Source organism: Flavitalea plasmicola (genome assembly GCF_030546645.1).
In the GTDB taxonomy this organism is placed as follows: domain Bacteria; phylum Bacteroidota; class Bacteroidia; order Chitinophagales; family Chitinophagaceae; genus Puia.
This window is the reverse complement of record NZ_JAUOTO010000003.1, coordinates 822792-840442: the sequence shown is the minus strand read 5'-3', so window position 1 is coordinate 840442 and position 17651 is coordinate 822792. Positions and strand designations below refer to the sequence as shown.

Genomic DNA, 17651 nt, shown 5'->3' with positions numbered 1-17651 from the left:
GCTACAAGCCTCAAGCTGCTTTCTTTAAGTATTTACAGATCTATGTCTTTTTCTTGTAGCTTGAAGCTTGTGGCTTGCAGCTATGAAAGATGGTATTCAGGCAAATTCATCAAATATTTATACAGCGCTCGCAGCTTGCTGTTGACGGCCGAATAAGCGTTCATGTCCGAAGGGTCGGCTGTATAAGCAAGCCAGGCGTTGGTCCAGTACATATCGTTGGTGAGGTTGCCCAGCAGGATGGACTGCTTGAGCAAAGTCACTGAGCTATCGGATAATGGTGGCCGGATCAGGATGCTGAGGCTGTCGGCGATAAGCTTGTTGGGGTCATGCGGCGCAGGCAGCAGCCTGGCAAAACCGATGGCGTCTATCTGCAGGGTGGTGCCATCCATCATGTCCCCTTTTCCGATGAGCAGGTCTGTATAAAAGTTCCGGCCCGTATACGTGACGGAATTGATCCACAGCTCATGGTACTGGGGAGACTGGCGATAGGCGTCCCAGCCGGCTACGAGCTCGATGGCCATGATCTCCTGCTGGAGAATGCGTGCTCTTTCGTTCAACATGCTCCATGCCGCATATTGTCCTTCGATGGTGGACGGGAGGGCTACCTGGTATTCACGGCAGAGACCGATCAGCAGGTCCAGCGGGCTTTTGATGATACAGGCGCCAGCGTTGACAAGGTCATAGAAATGCTGGCTCTTCAGCAGCGTGGACAGCACCGTTGAGATATTGTATCCGCTGTTGCGGAAGACCTCTGCCAACGGCGTAATGACATTCGTCTCGACGGTGCTGTCGATCTTATAATATACAAAGAAGTTATAGAGCTTGCGGCAGATGAAGCGGGCAGATTCCTGGGTGGCGAAGATCATGGACAGCATGTCATCCAGCTCGCCCGCGCCGTTGGTGCCGGAATAGCCTGTGACAATGTGATTGGCATAGAAGCCCGAGAACTCCTTGTTCTTATCTTCATGCTCGCCCGCCAGGAATACGTAACCGTAGTTGGCGTCGACGGTATGCCCCGTCAGCACTCTTGCCGCCGCAGCCACGTCATCCTGCGTATAGGCGGAGCCGCTACCCTTCCCGATGGTGTACAGCTCCTGCAGCTCGCGACCGTAATTCTCGTTGGGAGAAGTCTTGAAGTTGGTGTTGCCGTTGAGATAGATCAGCATGGCCGGGTCCAGGGTGATAGCTTTGACAAGTGCCTGAAAATTACCCAGGGCGTACTGCCGCAGGGTGAGGTATTGATCATACCAGAGGCGGCAGGGGATATCACCCGCATGGGCGGTGGCATCCATGGCGAAGTGGTTATGCCAGAACAGTGTCATCTTTTCATGGATGGACCGGCCGCCGTTGAGTAGCTGACCTATCCACCAGCACTGCAGGGAGTCCAGCCTGTTCATATTCATTTCATCGTCCACATACAAGAGGCCCGTGTTGATCCATGTTTGCCATGGAGCGACACCGGTAGGATCCGTATCATAATTATTCAAAGGCACCGTCGACGGCGCTGGCGTGGGCTGCAGCAGCTCGTCCACGGCCTGGGACATGGTGCGCGACTTAAAATAATTGACATCCTGTATGGAAGCGCCGAAAAGGGTCCTTTTCAGCAGATGGACTACTTGTGGAGTATCCCAGGTGCCGGTGTATTCACCGATACCAGCGGGACTTCCCGGAAGTGGCTTTTGCATAAATGTCAGATTTCAGATATAAGGCCTGGCCCGTCAAAGGTCGGACCAGGGCCTTTTTTTTATTCCTGGTAAAGCGCTGTAAATATTCCCTGTTCGAGGCGGATGCTTTCGGCGCCGTTGGCTACCCTGACGGAAAAGCTCCCGCTGACGGCGCCATTGTATTTCTTCACATACTTATCGATCGTCACGACATTGCCGCTGTCACTGCTATTGTAATATTGTTTACCGCTGCTACTGACATAGGTCACCAGCAAGCTGTCGCCATGGAATCTGCCGGTGGTGTCACCGAAAACACGAATGCTGATGCTACCCTTCATCGAGGAGGTGTCCTGGTATTGGCCGGTGATCAGTGTCGTATGCGTATCATATACATCCTCGATAAAAGCCTGGTTGACGGGAAAGCTGATCAGCGAGCCATTTGCGGAAAAGGAGAAAGAAGACGAAGGGAGCAGGGGCGTTAGTTTGTCGCTCTTGTTACAAGCGGGTATAATACCGCCCAGGCAGATGATGGATATTAGCAGCAGACTGTTTTTCATAAAGTTGGCTTTGGCCGGTGTGGCTAGGACCGGATCGACCTAAAGTCGATGCATTCAGGGTACAATTTTCAGGCCAAAAAGACTAAGTGTTTTTTTGTGCAATCTGAACGATGGGCAGGGGGCCGGTATTGTTTACGGGATGATTTGAAAAGCCGGAGATTTGTATTATATTGGGTGCAGCCATGACTATTTGTGTTTGGTAAGTACGGCCCGGACCCTGTTCGGGCTTTTTATTGCGGGTCATTACGGTGACGGCTACTGCATGACATATTTATAAATTACTTCCGAGACTGCAGCCATAGCGCTGATGGCGGCCTTTTCATCGACTAAATCCCTGGACAGCAGCACCAGCACATATTTCCGGCCATCAGGGAGAAAGACGATCCCCGAATCATGGTTGACCCCTTTGATCGACCCCGTCTTATGGGCCACTTTTACGCCGGCCGGCAGCCGGGCAGGTATGATCTCGTTGAACTGCTGGTCCAGGAGGACGCGGATCATTGAATCGGAAGCTGCGGGGTTCACCAGCTTTTTTCCGGCCATTAGCCGGAATAATTCCATCAGACCGGCGGCAGTGACTGTATTGTTCAGGCCTTTCTGGTAGGCTTTGTTATCTTCCACGCCCCGCAGCACATGCACTTCATCCAGTTTCAGGCCATGCATGGTCGTCAGGACGTTGGCTGCGCCTACTTTTTGGATAAGAAGGTTGGTGGCGAAGTTGCTGCTGACGGTGATCATCTGATATACCAGCTCCCGGATGGTACGCCGCTCACCCTGGTGGCGGTAAAGCGCCGTCTCGCTGTCATCGGCGGAATCCAGCTGGTAGGTGCTGCTGTCGGCGATGCTGACGAACTCATTTGTTAGCATGAGGGAGTCGGAGAGCTTCAGTCGCCCCAGGGCTGCCTGTCTGTAGATTTCCACCAGGACAGGGGTCTTCATGGTGCTGGCGGCATGGAAAGTTTCGTGCTCATGGAGGAGCAGCTGCCTTCCCGTGGACAGATCGGAAAAAGCCAGGGCGAAAGATCCTTGCTGCGTTTGGAAGATGCTGTCGATCCTTTGCAGGCAGGCGCCGGCGGAAAGAGACTGGGCCCGGGAGGGCGACGTACAGAGACCGAGCAATAACAGGGCGGCCAGGCAAAGACGCATCATGCAGAGATGTTTTCCCTAAGGTAGGGACATGCTGCCAACTTGTCATTATAAATCTTGTCGTATCTTTGTGTCCCTAAATTTTTTTACCTGATGTCTGAGACCCTTTCCAGCAGGACACATGATGAAGAGCGCCAGGGAGAAGCCTATGTTTCCACCGGAGGGGAACCGCGTGCCCACCGGAAAAAATTCTATATAGAAAGTTATGGCTGTGCGATGAACTTCGCTGATAGTGAGATCGTTGCGTCCATATTGGACGAGCGGGGCTTTGGTCCTACGGGCAATTACCTGGAGGCGGACCTCGTATTGCTGAATACCTGTAGTATCCGGGAGAAAGCGGAGCAGACAGTGCGCAACAGGCTGCATTTGTTCCGTCAGGTGAAGCGGGAAAGGCCAGGAATGCTCATCGGGGTATTGGGCTGTATGGCTGAGCGGCTGAAGGGTAAATTCCTGGAGGAAGAAAAGCTGGTGGACCTGGTGGTAGGGCCGGATGCTTACCGGACATTGCCGGGGTTGATCGAGGAGGCGGAATCGGGCCAGCAGGGAGTGAATGTGCTGCTGAGCAGGGACGAGACCTATGCGGATATTTCTCCTGTACGGCTGGACAGCAATGGGGTGACCGGGTTTGTCAGCATTATGCGGGGCTGCAACAATATGTGTTCTTTTTGTGTAGTGCCTTTTACCAGGGGGCGTGAGCGAAGCCGGGATGCCGCCAGCATCGTCCGGGAATGTGCGGACCTGTTTGAAAGGGGATATAGGGAGGTGACATTGCTGGGGCAGAATGTGGACAGCTATTATTTTGTGGATGAAGCCCAGGATGAGATCGTGACCTTTGCAAAGCTCCTGGAAAAGGTGGCGTTGATAGATCCGGCCCTGCGTGTGCGTTTTTCCACGTCGCATCCCAAGGACATTACGGACGAAGTGCTGCATACAATGGCGAAGTACGACAACATTTGCAAATATATCCATTTGCCTGTGCAGAGCGGCAGTACGCGGGTATTGCAGCTGATGAACCGGACCTATACCAGGGAATGGTATATGGCAAAAGTGGACCGGATCCTGGAGATATTGCCTGGTTGCGGCATCAGTTCCGACATCATCGCCGGGTTCTGTACCGAGACGGAGGAGGATCACCAGGATACGCTGGAGCTGATGCGTTATGCAAAGTACGACATGAGCTATATGTTCTTTTACAGCGAGCGGCCAGGGACTTTGGCGGCCCGCCGGTACCAGGACGACGTGCCCGAGGAAGTGAAGAAGCGCAGGCTGGACGAGATCGTTAAGCTGCAGAACAGGCTTTCGCTGGAAAGCAACCGGCGTGATATCGGGAAGATATGCACGGTCCTGATCGAAGGAGATTCAAAGAAGAGCGCCGCCGATTGGCGGGGGCGAAATAGTCAAAATAAGGTAGTGGTGTTCCCGAAAGGAGAGCTGGGCCTGCAGAAAGGAGATTATGCGCAGGTGAGGGTGGAAGATTGTACGGGAGCGACACTGATCGGAAAAGTAATATAGCAACATGGAAATTCAATCAATTAAAAATCGTTTTGGTATCATCGGTAACTCGCCGGCCCTGAACTATGCTTTGCAGGTGGCTGCACAGGTGGCGAATACGGATCTTACCGTTCTGATAGCCGGGGAGAGCGGCGTTGGTAAAGAGGCATTTTCCCTTACCATTCATGCCTTGTCGGGCCGTAAGCACAATCCTTTCATTGCCGTCAACTGCGGGGCCATTCCGGAAGGGACCATTGATTCGGAGTTGTTCGGGCATGAGAAGGGCTCGTTCACGGGTGCGGTGGATTTCAGGAAAGGCTATTTTGAGACGGTGAATGGCGGAACGATCTTCCTGGATGAGATAGGGGAAATGCCGTTGGGTACGCAAGCCCGTCTGCTGCGGGTGCTGGAAGCCGGGGAATTTATCAGGGTCGGATCGTCCAAGGTGCAGAAAACGGATGTACGGGTGATCGCTGCGACCAATAAAGACCTGCTGGAGCTGACGGATAAAGGGAAGTTCCGGGAGGACCTGTACTACCGGCTGAGCACCGTACCTATCCGGGTACCTGCCTTACGGGACAGAGTGGAAGATATTCCGCTGCTATTCCGGAAATTCGCCGTAGATTTCGCGGAACGGTATAAGACGGCGCCGGTGCAACTGGACGAGGAGGCGAAAAATCTGTTAATTAACTATCCATGGCCGGGCAATGTCCGCGAATTGAAGAATATTGCCGAGCAGATCTCCGTTCTATCGGAGGATAAGCAGGTGACAGCGACCGCACTCCGGCGTTTTCTACCGGAGACAGGCAACCGGCTGCCGATGGTGGTGCCTTCCAATGGGACGGCTTCCAACGGAAGTCCGGAGTTCGCGAACGAACGGGAGATCCTGTACAAGCTCTTTTTCGATATGAAGAAGGATGTGACGGAACTGAAAAAAATGTTCCTGGAGATCGTACAAAACCCTTCGTTCAATGCGTCCCAGCATGCGGCTTTTCTGAATGAGCTGAAGGAACTGAAGCCGGCGGACGCATATCAGCCGCCTGCCATCACGACAGCCGCACAGCCTATGATGATCCATAATAATGGACATGAGGATATCCATCATCATGAAGAGGTGGAAGAGTCGCTGAACATCATGGACAAGGAAAAGGAGCTGATCGTAAAAGCGCTGAAAAAGCACAAGGGTAAAAGGAAGGATGCCGCCAGTGACCTGGGTATCAGCGAACGGACCTTATACCGGAAACTAAAAGAATATGATATCAGTGAATAAATGGTTATCGGGCGCCCTGATCCTGGTATCAGGGCTTTCAGCATGCAAGATCTATTCCTTCAAGGATGTGTCCATCCCTGCACAGGTGAAGAGCATTCATATAGGGTATATAGAGAACAGGGCCCGGCTGATCAATCCGCAGCTGGCGCCCCAGCTCAATGACAAGCTGCGGCAGAAGATCAACCAGCAGGCTTCCCGCCTTTCCCAGATCCAGGATCCGGGGGCAGACTATGATGTCAGCGGCACCATCACCGACTATAACTATACCACGTCGGGTATCTCACAGCAGCAGGTGGCCACCAACCGTCTCAATGTCACTGTGCACATCATCTTCAAGAACCACCTGGACCCGACGGGTAAGACCGTGGCGCCGGCCGATTTCGAGGCGGACGTGACGAGGAATTTCGACTTTTCAGGCAACACCAGCATTACGGATGCGGAACAGCAACTGCTGCCGACGATCGTGACCAATATGACGGATGAAATCTTTAATAAACTCTTCTCGAACTGGTAAAAAGTAAACAAGCTCCAATGTCCCTTTCCACGCAACATATCATCAGGCATCTGTTCCAGGCGGAATCGCTGAAAGAAGTATCCCGTCAGCAGCTGGAAGAACTAGTGGAGGAATATCCTTCCTTCGGTGTAGGTCGCTACCTTCTTTCGCGTAAGCTGCAGGCCGAAGGGGCGGACAATTTTAACGAAGAGACGCAAAAAACGAATTTATATTTCACCAATCCTTTCTGGCTGCAATGGCTGCTGCAGGACGCAGCCCGGCCGTCGGGCGGGATAGAGCCTGTTCCCCGGGAGATCCAGGAAGAGATCACCCCTCCAGGTCAGTGGGATGCAGCAGGCGATGCCGAGCTTCCCGCAGAAGAGGTTTTTGCGCCTGTGACAGATCCAACGGAAGAGACGATCGATACCATCGTGACGCCGGAAAGCGAGCCGGATGAAACGGGCGGAGCAATGCCGCTTGCGGAGACGCAGGAGGAGTCCAGGCCTCCCTCGGCAGCGGATGAGCTGATGAAAAGCATTGCGGAATTTCAGGAGCAACGGCGGTCGGAGCAGGCTGCTGCCGTAGAGGAAAAAGAAACTCCTTCCATGGGGATCGCCGGATTGGCACTGGAGCAGGCGGAAGAACTGACGCCTCCGGAAGCGTCCATAGCCGGGGAACCTGTTGCCGGAGAAACGCATGGGGAAGGGACGGAATTTCCAGTTGAAGCGGCAGGCAGCGGAGAGCAGACGAGCTTTCCCGTTGAAGAAGTACATGCGGAAGCGCGTACTCCTGTCGTAGAGGTTAGTCCGGAAGCACCGGCGGCTACGGAAGAAGCACCGGGCCATGGGCAAGGGACAGACTACCCTGCGGAACCGGTGATCGTCGCCGGAGAGAACCATACTGGCGAAAAAGTACCCGAAGCGCCCCTGTTCGAGCCCTATTACACCGTCGATTATTTTGCGTCCCAGGGCATCCGGCTGGTGCTGGATGAAAATCCCACCGACAAGCTGGGCAAGCAGATGAAAAGCTTTACGGATTGGCTGAAAGTAATGCGAAGGTTACCCCAGAAGACCAGGGAGATCATCCCCGACATCGCGGCGGAGCACCAGGTACAAGCCATCGCCGCCCACTCCATAGAACGCAGGGAGGTTATTACGGAGACCATGGCGGAAGTCCTGGCCATGCAGGGCATGCGGGAAAAAGCCACGGAAATGTACCGGAAATTAAGTTTGCTGGAACCTGAGAAAAGTGCGTACTTCGCAGAGAAAATAGAACAGTTAAAAATCATCTGAAATGACCTTTTTATTTGTGTTACTGATCATTGTGGCCTGTGTGTTCTTAGGCCTTATCATCCTGGTACAGAACCCCAAAGGCGGTGGTCTTGCAGGCAATGTTGGCGGATTCAGCAACCAGCTGATGGGTGTGAAGCAAACGACGGACGTTCTGGAAAAAGGCACCTGGGTGCTGGCTGTCGTGGTAGCGCTCCTCTGTCTCTTCTCCGCCCTGTTTGTACCCAAGGCTACGGCGTCCAACCTGCGTGGACAGGAAAAGACAACGGCGCCTGCGCAGCAGACCCCACGCCCATAAATTCCCTGAAAATATTTCTAACCCTGCTATTTAATATGGCAGGGTTTTTTATATAATTTAACGCACCAATCGAAAATACCTATGAAGAGGATCATCCTTATTTCAGTATCCGTACTGCTCCTGTTGATCGTTTTTGCCGCCTGGCGCCTGCTGGGGCCCGCCACGGCTTTCCAGCGTGAAAAATACGATCTGTATATCCATACGGGCATGAACTATGACCAGCTGATGACGTTGCTGGAAAAAGACACCGTGCTGAAAAGTCCTTCATTCTTCAGTTTCGTAGCCGGGAGGTTGGATTACAAGCAAAATGTAAAAGCGGGCAAATATGAGATCCCGAAAGGCATGAGCCTGCTAGGCATTGTCCGGATGTTGCGCAACGGCCGGCAGACGCCCGTGCATTTCACCATTGGCAAGCTTCGCACGAAGGAGGGACTTGCGGGAATGGTAGGCAGGAAGCTGGAATGCGACTCTATCGAAATGCTGCGCTTTTCGGAAAGCAACGATTCCCTGGCGGCTTTTGGCGCAGACACCAATACCTTTACCACGCTGATACTTCCCAACACATATACGTATTTCTGGAATATTACCCCGTCGGGTGTCATTAAGAAAATGGCTGACTATTCAAAAGCCTGGTGGACACCAGAGCGGGTGCAGCTGGCTAAGGAAAAAGGGCTTACGCCTGTGCAGGCGTATATTGTGGCTTCCATAGTGGAGGAAGAGACCAATATGCCGGCCGATAAGGGCAATATTGCCAGCGTGTATCTCAACCGGCTGGCCAAAGGCATGAAGCTGGCGGCGGACCCTACCATTAAATATTCCATGCGTAATTTCGAACTGAAGCATATCTATAGCAACTATCTGAAAGTGGAGTCGCCCTATAATACGTATCTACATACGGGGCTGCCGCCAGGACCTATTTGTACGCCTTCCGAGCAGACCCTGCTGGCCGTGCTGAATGCGCCCAAGACCGATTACCTGTTCTTTGCGGCCAAGCCGGATTTTAAAGGCACCAGCTTTGCGGCCACCTTCAAGGAACACCTGGAAAATGCCAATGCTTACCGGAATGAGCTGCATGCCCAGGAAGCGATCCGGGATTCCTTGGAAGCCATTAAGAACGGGAAGCCAGTGCAGGCCGCCGCGGATAGCTCAAAAGGCGGACAGCCTTCCGGGCAGGTGAAAAAAGGACAGACAGCGCACAACGGAAAGGTTCATGCCGTAAAGAAAAAGCCGACGGGAGCTTCGAAGCATAGGCAGCAGCAACATTGACTGAAATCAGACAGCAACCCCAATCATGATCAAGCTCGAAAGGAAAATATATAGCAGCCGGCCGGTGCGGTGGATACAGGAGAGGAGCAAGCATATCATCCTCCCCGGGTTCGAGGGAATTCCTTTGTTCGAGGTAGCTACTTTCTTCAACGGGCAGGTCAAGAAAGTGGGTTTGAATGACAGGGCCCGTTCTATTGCTTTCAGCTTCCTGACGGCCATCCCTGCCGCCACGATCTTTATCTGCACGCTGGTCCCCTATATGCCCATCGCCCAACAGATAAAGCGACAGCTGTTGTACCTGACGAGAGATATCACCCCTAACCAGAATACCTATCTGCTGGTGAGCCAGTTCCTGGAGGATTTCCTGGACAAACCGCGGGTGGGCTTGCTGTCCGTAGGTTTTGTGCTGGCACTCTTTTATTCTTCCAATGCTATGATGGGCATTATGCGCAGCTTTAATAAATCCCTTATTTATAATACGAAACGGAATGCGTTGGAGACAAGGTGGATGGCCATCAAGCTGACCTCGCTGGTGCTCTTCATGGTCATCGGCTCCGTCACCATCCTGGTGACACAGGCGGAATTGCTGCGCAGCCTGCTGCAGTGGATGCATATCCGCGGCCGGAATGCCCGCTGGCTGTTCAAGACAGTCCGGTGGGTGGTGATCATCCCCCTGTTCTATTTCGCCATCGCCTGCATCTATAAGTACGGTCCGGCCGTTCATAAACGATGGAAGCTGTTCTCTCCCGGCACTTTGCTTGCCACGACGCTGTCCATCATCATTACCGTGGTTTTCTCTTATTGGGTGAACAACTTCGCCAACTACAACAAAGTGTATGGCTCCATCGGGACCGTCATGATCCTCATGCTCATTATTTACTTCAACTCACTCGTATTATTGATTGGTTACGAACTCAATGTAAGCATTCATCACCTACGCGTACTTGCGGAAGAGCGCGGCCTGAAGGACGCCGGTGTAAAGGGGTCGCCGGCGAAGGAAAAGAAGTAGGTTTTTCAGCGGTTTTTACGTAAACTTTATATAAACCGAAAAATATGAACCGAATACTCATGAAGGGGCTGGTGCTGCCTGCGCTGGGGTTCTTGTCATTCTCGGCAATGCATACGCGCCGCGATGCTACCGGACAAAGCCTTCCTATCGGCGCACCCATTCCCAAAGCGGATGTACGGGTGAAAGATGTTTCCGGCAAAGAGCTGAACCTGCAGGAGGCCAGGCAAAGCAACGGATTGCTGGTGATGTTCACCTGCAATACTTGTCCTTATGTGATCCGCAACCAGTCGCGGACTAATGAGATCTGCAAATATGCCCAATCCAATAAGGTGGGTGTTGTGCTCCTGAATGCCAATGAAGGGGATCGCACCGGCGGCAATTCTTTCGCGGAGATGCAATCCTATGCCAGGTCACAGGGATACCAGTGGGTCTATGCGGTGGATGAAAAGAGCGTTCTTGCGGATGCCTTCGGCGCCAGCCGTACTCCGGAATGCTACCTGTTCGATAAGGCCGGCAAACTGGTGTATCACGGGGCCATCGACGACAGTCCCGGCGATGCAGGTCAGGTAAAGCGGCATCATTTGAAAGCCGCGATCGATGAGACACTGCAGGGCAAGGAAGTGTCGGTGAAAGAGACGAGGTCGGTGGGATGTTCGATCAACAGGGGATGAAATTTTCAGAGGGAAGGAGCGATCATCTCTTTTATGGCCAGGCTCACCTGGGGTTCGGTCAGCTGCCTGTCGTAGAATCTCCGGAAATGAGTCTTATTATTGATGAATAGGGAAGACGGTATCCCCCCGGACCATCGCTTATCGACGCGGGGACAGAAGTAATCGGCATCGGTCTCGTCAAGCCAGGCGATGGTGGCCTGGTAGCCATTCTTTCCCGCGAAGGAGGCAATGCGGGCAGGATAATAATCAGGAAGGTCCAGGCTGACCAGGACGAGCTCCACACCCTGCTGTTTGTATTTTTCCACCGTGCTTTGAAAATAAGGTATCTCCTTATTACAGGGGACACAGAAGGTGGCCCAGAAATTTATGATGAGGGGATGATCGGCCTTTGCAATATAGGATTCAAGGTCGGTGACTTTCCATTTGAGGATGACGGGGGTGTCGGCGACCTTATGAGATGCCAGCAGGATAAAAGATAGTATGGCAAGAAGGTTTTTCATAGCATACCCCTACTCCACTCTTTGGCCAACTTCCTGTATTGCCCTTCCGGAAGGCTCCGCTGATCATAGTGCCCGACGGCATGCTTCTGGCGGAAAGCTTCGTACAGGCTGACGGCGCAGGCTACCGAAATATTCAGGGATTTGATGATACCCACCTGGGGGATGATGAAATTACCGTCCGAGAGGGCCCTGATCTCCTCGCTGACACCGGCATGCTCATTGCCGAAGACCAGCGCCACCCGTTGGGTGAGATCGATGTCATAAAGTCCCACCGCCTCACTATCCAGGTGGGTGGTAAAGATCCTGTCATAGTTACTGCGCAGGCGTGCGAAACATTCGCCGGCATCTGTGAACTGGTGGACGGTGAGCCAATTGGCCGCGCTGCTGCTGCTTTTGGCGCCCCATTTCTTATGACGGGGGATGCGGGTATTCAACACATAGATCTCCTGTACCCCTACGGCGTCACAGGTGCGCATGACGGCGGAGATATTATGAGGATCAAATACATTTTCCAGGACGACGGTGATGCCGGCCTGTCGTTTGTCCAGGACCTTCAGGATCCTTTCTTCTCTTTCGGGGGTCATAAGAGCCAAAATTACGCAATCTAGTTTTTTTATTCTATTTTAGCTTTCTCTAATATCCTGATGACCATGCTCAAAAAAACGCTTAAAATCACAGGTATCATCCTGTTGGTGCTTGTCGCCACCGCTGTAGCCATTCCCTTTTTTTTTAAAGGTAAGATCACCCGCCTGATCAAAGAACAGATCAATAAGAACATCGCGGCCAAAGTGGATTTCTCGGACGTGGACCTGTCCCTGTTCCGGAACTTTCCCCGATTGTCAGTGGCCCTGGATAGTCTGCGGGTAACGGGTATCGATGAATTCTCCGAAGATACGCTGGTCTCGGCGCAGCGGATCAATGTAGCCCTGGACCTATTCAGTGTCTTTGGCAGTGAAATGAAGATCCATTCCATCCGGGTGGACCATCCGCGGGTACATGCCATCGTACATAAGAACGGGCATGCGAACTGGAACATCACCTTGCCGGATACGGCCGCGGCCGCCACGGCCTCCGGTGCTTCCAAGCCTTTCAAAATGGCGCTGCAGCAATATGCGGTCACGGACGGTTATGTCAGCTATAAGGATGACAGCAGCCATATGAGCTGCGAGATCTCTGGACTGAACCATTCGGGCAAGGGAGATTTCACCTCGGATGAATTCGTCCTGCAGACCAGCACACAGACGGCTGCGCTCAGCTTCAACTATGGAGGCATTCCTTATCTCATTCGTACCCGGGCCAATGTGGGGGCGGACTTTCAAATCGATAATAAAATAAACAAATACACTTTCAAGGTCGACGATCTCACCATCAATGATCTGAAGCTGCATACAGAAGGTTTTTTTCAGCTGGTGAATGACAGCACTTATGATATGGATATCCGGTTCAACGGTCCTTCCCTGGATTTCAAAAGTATCCTTTCCCTGGTGCCAGCCATGTATTCAAAAGATTTTGCGGGCATCAAGACCAGCGGACAGGCCAGCCTGGCAGGGTCTGTAAAAGGCAGGTATGACAGCAAGCATATCCCGGCCTATCATGTGGACCTGGAGGTAAAGAATGGCTTCTTCCAATACCCGGATCTGCCCAAGCCTGTGAAAAATATCAACCTGGTGGTGAAGACGGACAACCCGGACGGGGTCACCGACCATACGGTCGTGGAGATACCTCAGGGACATATCGAAATGGAAGAGACGCCATTCGATTTCCGGATGCTGCTGAAGACGCCGGTGAGCGACCCGTATATCGATGCAGCCGCCAAGGGCAGATTGGACCTGGCAAAAGTGGCCCAATTCGTGAAGCTGGAGGCTGGCACCCGTCTGGCAGGCGTATTGAATGCGGATATGCATGTTCGCGGCAATCTTTCTGCCGTGCAAAAACAGCAGTATGAAAAATTTGACGCCGGCGGTACGCTGGGTCTGACCGGCTTCTCCTATGCCTCGACGCCCTACCCTACCCCCATCAGCATAGAGGATCTGCTGCTGACCTTCAACCCGAAGAACGTTACGTTAAATGAGCTGAAGGGCGGCTATGGCAAGACACATTTCGAGGCAGGCGGCGTCTTGAATAACCTGCTCGCCTATATGCTGCAGCACCAGCCCCTGGATGGCTCGCTGAATGTAAAGGCGGACCTGGTGGACCTGGATCAGTTGATGGGAACCACCGGCGCCGGCGGCAGCACGGCTGTGAAAACGGACACTGCCGCGGCACACACCGGAGCTACAGGCGAAGCGTTTGCCGTACCTGCCAATATTAACTTTACGCTCCATGCGGGAGTGGACCAGATCCATTACGGCAACCTGGACCTGCGCCAGGTGTCGGGCAACCTGCGGATCGCCGACGAGACGGTGAAGCTGGAGAATGTGCGGGCGGAAGGGCTGGACGGATTGATGGTCCTGAACGGCGCTTATTCCACGAAGATCAGCAAGAAAACGCCCGTGTTCGCCATGTCCTATGATCTGCAAAAGCTGGACGTGCAGAAGACCTTTTATGCTTTCAACTCCGTGCAGAAGCTGATGCCTGCCGGTAAATATATCGCGGGGAAGTTCAGCAGCAGGCTGACGATGGACGGAGTGCTGGGGAGCGATATGAAACCGGATCTCAAAACACTGAACGGTAATGGCACCGTGCTGCTGGTGGACGGAGCGCTGAAAGATTTTGCTCCTACGGACAAGTTGGCGCAGGCCCTTCACCTGGACCAGTTGAAGGATATCCCGGTAAAGGATATCAAAACTGCTTTTTCATTTAAAAATGGCCGGGTGATCGTAGATCCCTTCCACGTAAAAGTTAAGGACATCGATATGGAAGTGGGCGGATCTCACGGCTTTGATCAGACGCTGGATTATGATGTGGCGATGAAGCTGCCCCGCAGCCTGCTGGGAGGGCAAGCCAACAATGTGGTGAATGACCTGGTGGCTAAGGCCGGATCCAAGGGCGTCAATGTAAAGATGAATGACCAGGTGGCCCTGCCGGTAAAGGTAGGCGGCACGATGACCAGCCCAGTCCTGAAGATGGATCTGAAAAGTGCGCTGGCAGGTACCGCGGATGGTTTGAAACAGCAGGCCACGGACCTGGTGAAAGCCAGGGTGGATAGCGCAAAGCAGCAGCTGAAGGATACCGCACAGGCGGTGGGTAAGCAGGCATTGAAGGATGCCGGCACTGCCCTGAAGAACCAGCTGCTGGGAAATAAGGATACGACGGGCAAAAAATCCGAGACCCTTGATGATACGAAGAAAAAGGCGCAGGATGCCGGGAAGGGGTTATTGAATGGGTTGTTCAACAAGAAAAAGGCCGGATAAATGCCTATTTTTGCAAAAAAAGACCAGTCACATGTCTCTTAATTTGCACAATCCCCGTCCTGTCCAGTATGAGGACGAGGATACAGCGGTGCTCACTACGCCTGACGATCCATTCAGCCTCGTCGTATGGAACGACGAGGTCAACACTTTTGAATGGGTGATCCAGACCCTGATGGAAGTATGCGGGCACTCATTGGAGCAAGCCGAGCAGTGCGCCATGATCATACATACCAAGGGTAAGTATGCTGTCAAGCAGGGGTCATATGACGAGCTGAAACCCCAATGCGACGCGATCACGGAACGGGGCATTGGCGCCACCATTGAAGAGATCGCCGGCACCTAATCCCTGGCTGGCCGGCTTTCCGGCAGCATATCTGAACTTATGCCACTATTTGCATTAGACCAAGAAATGATCTTCCCCCCTGTCGCGCTGGCCGAACCTGATGGCCTGCTGGCCATCGGCGGGGACCTGTCCAAAGAACGGCTGCTTCTGGCTTATCGCAATGGCATTTTCCCCTGGTATGAGGGCAAACATATCCTCTGGTGGAGCCCGGACCCCCGATTTGTCCTTTTTCCCGACGAATTGAAAGTAAGCAAGAGCATGCGGCAGCTGATCCGCCGGGAGACCTTTGTCTTTACGGTGAACAAAGCTTTCGGCGAAGTGATCGCGAATTGCAGGACCATTGCCCGTAGGGGGCAGGACGGCACCTGGATCACGGAAGAAGTAAAGGAAGCGTATGGCAGATTGCATAAGGAGGGCTATGTCCACAGCGCAGAGGCCTGGTTGAACGGGGAGCTGGTGGGAGGCCTTTATGGCGTTCGCCTGGGAAAAGCTTTTTTCGGGGAGAGTATGTTCAGTAAATATAGCAATGCCAGTAAATACGCTTTTATTCGCTATGTCGAACAGCTGCGCAGCGAGGGCGTGGAGCTCATCGACTGCCAGGTCTATACGGAGCACCTGGAAAGCCTGGGGGCCAGGATGATACCCAGATCTGAGTTTATTCAGCGCATTGCTCAGCTGGGGGTATGAAGATTGATCCTTTTGTATGGCCATTTTTCCACATGCTGGTACACTAAGCCCCGCATATAGTCATTTTCGGGATAAGGCGTAAGGAACGCCTTCAGTTCGCCTGCGTCTACGGTGCTGTTCTCCCGTCCCCAGGATTGGTCGGCCGGCAGGTAGCCCATGCCGTAGAAGCGTCCCTGTTCCACCAGGATGCAGCTCTTCTCTTCCGGATGACGGCCCTCGTCCACCAGGGTAAAGGTGGGCAGGCTTTTTATCAATCCATCGACGGCCTGTTGTACACGCTGGTTATAGGATTCGGGAGATTCCCTGTGCTCACAGGCACCCTGGCAGTATTGTTCTTTCACGCCTTCGCATGGCCCCTCCCCTTTTTCGATAAAACATAGGCGGGGGCAGAGCTTGAATTGCCGGATCAGTTTCCAGAGGATATTCTGCCCCTCCCACAGCTGGCAGAACGTGTAGATGGGCGTCAGCTGTTTCCGCCGCTTCTCCAGTACCAGTCTTGTATAGCCGCTGCGATCTTCGAAGACATAGAGACCATAGGTCTGCTCAAAGCGTTTGAGGCTGCGGTTATACGCAGGCCAGAGACGGCGGATCTCGATACATTCCAGGAGGAAGGCCATCAGCTCGGTACCGGTGGTCTCATGGGAAATGGAGTAGATGTTGCGGAGAAAATCCTGTTTCTGGCGGCCGGGCTTGTTATTGGAAAAATGGCTGCTGACGCGGCTGCGGATGTTCTTCGCCTTGCCTACGTAGATCACTTTGCCTTTCTGGTCGTGGAAATAGTAAACGCCGGGTGTTTCGGGCAGACGCTCCAGTTGGACGGCGGGCAAATTGGACGGAAGATATTGTTCCCTGCTATTGCCCTTCAGCATACTGCGGATGTGCTCCAGCCCCCCCGCTTGGAGGATCTTTTCGAAGAGCATGACCGTGGCATCCGCGTCCCCGCCGGCCCGGTGGCGATTGGGGATGGAGATGCCCAGGTGGCTGCAGATGTTGCCAAGGCTATAGCTGGGCGCGCCTGGAAAGGTCTTGCGGCTAAGCCGCACCGTACAAAGCTTTTTGACGTCGATGTCCAGACCGCAGGCTTTCAGCTGATGCTTGATGAAGGAATAGTCAAAGTTGACGTTGTGAGCGACGAAGACGGAGCCCTTGAGCCATTCATGTACGACATCCGCTATCTCATTGAAATAGGGTGCGTCAGCTACCATTTCGTCATTGATGCCGGTAAGGGCCTGCACATATCGGGGAATAGGCATTCCCGGATTTACGAGGGTCTCATACCGTCGAAGCTCCCGGATTCCATCGTGTAACACAATAGCAACTTCCGTTATAGCGTTATTCGTTGCATAACCGCCGGTGGTTTCAATATCAACTATCGCGTACATTTCCGGATACCTTTTGAGGCTTAAGCCATAAAGGTAAAAGAAAGTTTCGGTTAACCCCCAATCCCTACCTTCTACGAAAACGTGTATTTAAGACCCGTTTTTCCGCACCCTCTCGTCCGACTACCGGCGGATTGCTGAAAGACCCATTTACTAACCCAAAATCCAGTCCAGATGGAAAAAATTCACTTTTTCAAGTTTAAGGTATCCGAAAGCACCGTACTGACCTTTGTGA

At 53.0% G+C, this 17651-nt stretch carries 17 protein-coding genes; 11 read left to right on the top strand and 6 right to left on the bottom strand.

Features of this window, described 5'->3' with window-relative positions:
• Window positions 1-80: 80 nt before the first annotated feature.
• The 3 genes from Q4E93_RS13475 to Q4E93_RS13465 form a co-directional block, all read right to left on the bottom strand.
• A complete protein-coding gene (locus Q4E93_RS13475; RefSeq protein WP_303585976.1) occupies window positions 81-1685 on the bottom strand; it encodes a DUF1800 domain-containing protein in 1605 nt (534 codons plus the stop codon).
• A gap of 59 nt (window positions 1686-1744) precedes the next feature.
• Window positions 1745-2221: a hypothetical protein gene (locus Q4E93_RS13470; protein WP_303585975.1), complete on the bottom strand. Its 477-nt coding sequence runs from the start codon at window positions 2219-2221 to the stop codon at window positions 1745-1747.
• Between the two features lie 255 nt (window positions 2222-2476).
• On the bottom strand, window positions 2477-3370 hold the full coding sequence (locus Q4E93_RS13465; RefSeq protein WP_303585974.1) for a serine hydrolase: 894 nt from the start codon (window positions 3368-3370) through the stop codon (window positions 2477-2479).
• A 90-nt stretch (window positions 3371-3460) separates the two neighbouring features.
• On the opposite strand from Q4E93_RS13465, the gene miaB reads away from it, so the two are divergent.
• The 8 genes from miaB (at window position 3461) to Q4E93_RS13425 (ending at window position 11154) form a co-directional block, all read left to right on the top strand.
• Window positions 3461-4879: a tRNA (N6-isopentenyl adenosine(37)-C2)-methylthiotransferase MiaB gene (miaB, locus tag Q4E93_RS13460; protein ID WP_303585972.1), complete on the top strand. Its 1419-nt coding sequence runs from the start codon at window positions 3461-3463 to the stop codon at window positions 4877-4879.
• Window positions 4880-4883: 4 nt separating this feature from the next.
• Complete coding sequence (locus Q4E93_RS13455; RefSeq protein ID WP_303585970.1) at window positions 4884-6128, top strand: sigma-54 interaction domain-containing protein; 1245 nt, start codon at window positions 4884-4886, stop codon at window positions 6126-6128.
• Entirely contained in the window at window positions 6112-6642 is a 531-nt protein-coding gene (lptE, locus tag Q4E93_RS13450; protein WP_303585968.1) for an LptE family protein, read from the top strand. Before Q4E93_RS13455 ends, lptE begins: the two co-directional genes overlap by 17 nt.
• Before the next feature lie 17 nt (window positions 6643-6659).
• Complete coding sequence (locus tag Q4E93_RS13445) at window positions 6660-7913, top strand: DUF8458 domain-containing protein (protein WP_303585967.1); 1254 nt, start codon at window positions 6660-6662, stop codon at window positions 7911-7913.
• 1 nt (window position 7914) lies between these two features.
• The gene (gene secG, locus Q4E93_RS13440) at window positions 7915-8208 is read left to right on the top strand and encodes a preprotein translocase subunit SecG (RefSeq protein WP_303585965.1); all 294 of its coding nucleotides are present in this window, start codon (window positions 7915-7917) and stop codon (window positions 8206-8208) included.
• A gap of 81 nt (window positions 8209-8289) precedes the next feature.
• Window positions 8290-9474 carry an endolytic transglycosylase MltG gene (gene mltG / locus Q4E93_RS13435; RefSeq protein ID WP_303585963.1) on the top strand — a complete coding sequence of 395 codons (1185 nt, stop codon included), beginning with the start codon at window positions 8290-8292 and terminating at the stop codon, window positions 9472-9474.
• 25 nt (window positions 9475-9499) lie between these two features.
• The gene (locus Q4E93_RS13430) at window positions 9500-10483 is read left to right on the top strand and encodes a YihY/virulence factor BrkB family protein (RefSeq protein ID WP_303585961.1); all 984 of its coding nucleotides are present in this window, start codon (window positions 9500-9502) and stop codon (window positions 10481-10483) included.
• A gap of 44 nt (window positions 10484-10527) precedes the next feature.
• Window positions 10528-11154 (top strand): thioredoxin family protein, encoded by a 627-nt coding sequence (locus tag Q4E93_RS13425; protein WP_303585959.1) that lies wholly within the window; start codon window positions 10528-10530, stop codon window positions 11152-11154.
• A 5-nt stretch (window positions 11155-11159) separates the two neighbouring features.
• Here Q4E93_RS13425 and Q4E93_RS13420 read toward each other — a convergent pair whose 3' ends face one another.
• Window positions 11160-11654 carry a TlpA disulfide reductase family protein gene (locus tag Q4E93_RS13420; RefSeq protein WP_303585958.1) on the bottom strand — a complete coding sequence of 165 codons (495 nt, stop codon included), beginning with the start codon at window positions 11652-11654 and terminating at the stop codon, window positions 11160-11162.
• Window positions 11651-12238: a TrmH family RNA methyltransferase gene (locus Q4E93_RS13415; RefSeq protein WP_303585957.1), complete on the bottom strand. Its 588-nt coding sequence runs from the start codon at window positions 12236-12238 to the stop codon at window positions 11651-11653. The genes Q4E93_RS13420 and Q4E93_RS13415 overlap by 4 nt, the downstream gene beginning before the upstream one ends.
• Before the next feature lie 66 nt (window positions 12239-12304).
• On the opposite strand from Q4E93_RS13415, the gene Q4E93_RS13410 reads away from it, so the two are divergent.
• From Q4E93_RS13410 to aat, 3 genes are read left to right on the top strand one after another with little or no spacing between them, the layout of a single operon-like run.
• A complete protein-coding gene (locus tag Q4E93_RS13410; RefSeq protein WP_303585955.1) occupies window positions 12305-15007 on the top strand; it encodes an AsmA family protein in 2703 nt (900 codons plus the stop codon).
• 31 nt (window positions 15008-15038) lie between these two features.
• On the top strand, window positions 15039-15350 hold the full coding sequence (locus tag Q4E93_RS13405) for an ATP-dependent Clp protease adaptor ClpS (RefSeq protein WP_303585953.1): 312 nt from the start codon (window positions 15039-15041) through the stop codon (window positions 15348-15350).
• Between the two features lie 39 nt (window positions 15351-15389).
• A complete protein-coding gene (aat, locus tag Q4E93_RS13400; RefSeq protein WP_303585951.1) occupies window positions 15390-16037 on the top strand; it encodes a leucyl/phenylalanyl-tRNA--protein transferase in 648 nt (215 codons plus the stop codon).
• On the opposite strand, the gene Q4E93_RS13395 is transcribed toward aat, so the two are convergent.
• Window positions 16022-17419, bottom strand: coding sequence for an exonuclease domain-containing protein (locus Q4E93_RS13395; protein ID WP_303585950.1), 1398 nt, complete (start codon window positions 17417-17419; stop codon window positions 16022-16024). The two genes, aat and Q4E93_RS13395, sit on opposite strands and share 16 nt — an antisense overlap.
• Window positions 17420-17651 lie beyond the last annotated feature (232 nt).

What these genes read in the sequence shown, in the direction of transcription:
- miaB (WP_303585972.1), top strand. Translation starts at nt 3,461, where the DNA reads ATGTCTGAGACCCTTTCCAGCAGGACACATGATGAAGAGCGCCAGGGA.
- Q4E93_RS13475 (WP_303585976.1), bottom strand. Translation starts at nt 1,685, where the DNA reads ATGCAAAAGCCACTTCCGGGAAGTCCCGCTGGTATCGGTGAATACACC.
- Q4E93_RS13405 (WP_303585953.1), top strand. Translation starts at nt 15,039, where the DNA reads ATGTCTCTTAATTTGCACAATCCCCGTCCTGTCCAGTATGAGGACGAG.
- Q4E93_RS13410 (WP_303585955.1), top strand. Translation starts at nt 12,305, where the DNA reads ATGCTCAAAAAAACGCTTAAAATCACAGGTATCATCCTGTTGGTGCTT.
- Q4E93_RS13430 (WP_303585961.1), top strand. Translation starts at nt 9,500, where the DNA reads ATGATCAAGCTCGAAAGGAAAATATATAGCAGCCGGCCGGTGCGGTGG.
- Q4E93_RS13465 (WP_303585974.1), bottom strand. Translation starts at nt 3,370, where the DNA reads ATGATGCGTCTTTGCCTGGCCGCCCTGTTATTGCTCGGTCTCTGTACG.
- Q4E93_RS13425 (WP_303585959.1), top strand. Translation starts at nt 10,528, where the DNA reads ATGAACCGAATACTCATGAAGGGGCTGGTGCTGCCTGCGCTGGGGTTC.
- Q4E93_RS13415 (WP_303585957.1), bottom strand. Translation starts at nt 12,238, where the DNA reads ATGACCCCCGAAAGAGAAGAAAGGATCCTGAAGGTCCTGGACAAACGA.
- Q4E93_RS13420 (WP_303585958.1), bottom strand. Translation starts at nt 11,654, where the DNA reads ATGAAAAACCTTCTTGCCATACTATCTTTTATCCTGCTGGCATCTCAT.
- Q4E93_RS13470 (WP_303585975.1), bottom strand. Translation starts at nt 2,221, where the DNA reads ATGAAAAACAGTCTGCTGCTAATATCCATCATCTGCCTGGGCGGTATT.
- Q4E93_RS13395 (WP_303585950.1), bottom strand. Translation starts at nt 17,419, where the DNA reads ATGTACGCGATAGTTGATATTGAAACCACCGGCGGTTATGCAACGAAT.
- Q4E93_RS13455 (WP_303585970.1), top strand. Translation starts at nt 4,884, where the DNA reads ATGGAAATTCAATCAATTAAAAATCGTTTTGGTATCATCGGTAACTCG.
- mltG (WP_303585963.1), top strand. Translation starts at nt 8,290, where the DNA reads ATGAAGAGGATCATCCTTATTTCAGTATCCGTACTGCTCCTGTTGATC.
- secG (WP_303585965.1), top strand. Translation starts at nt 7,915, where the DNA reads ATGACCTTTTTATTTGTGTTACTGATCATTGTGGCCTGTGTGTTCTTA.
- lptE (WP_303585968.1), top strand. Translation starts at nt 6,112, where the DNA reads ATGATATCAGTGAATAAATGGTTATCGGGCGCCCTGATCCTGGTATCA.
- aat (WP_303585951.1), top strand. Translation starts at nt 15,390, where the DNA reads ATGCCACTATTTGCATTAGACCAAGAAATGATCTTCCCCCCTGTCGCG.
- Q4E93_RS13445 (WP_303585967.1), top strand. Translation starts at nt 6,660, where the DNA reads ATGTCCCTTTCCACGCAACATATCATCAGGCATCTGTTCCAGGCGGAA.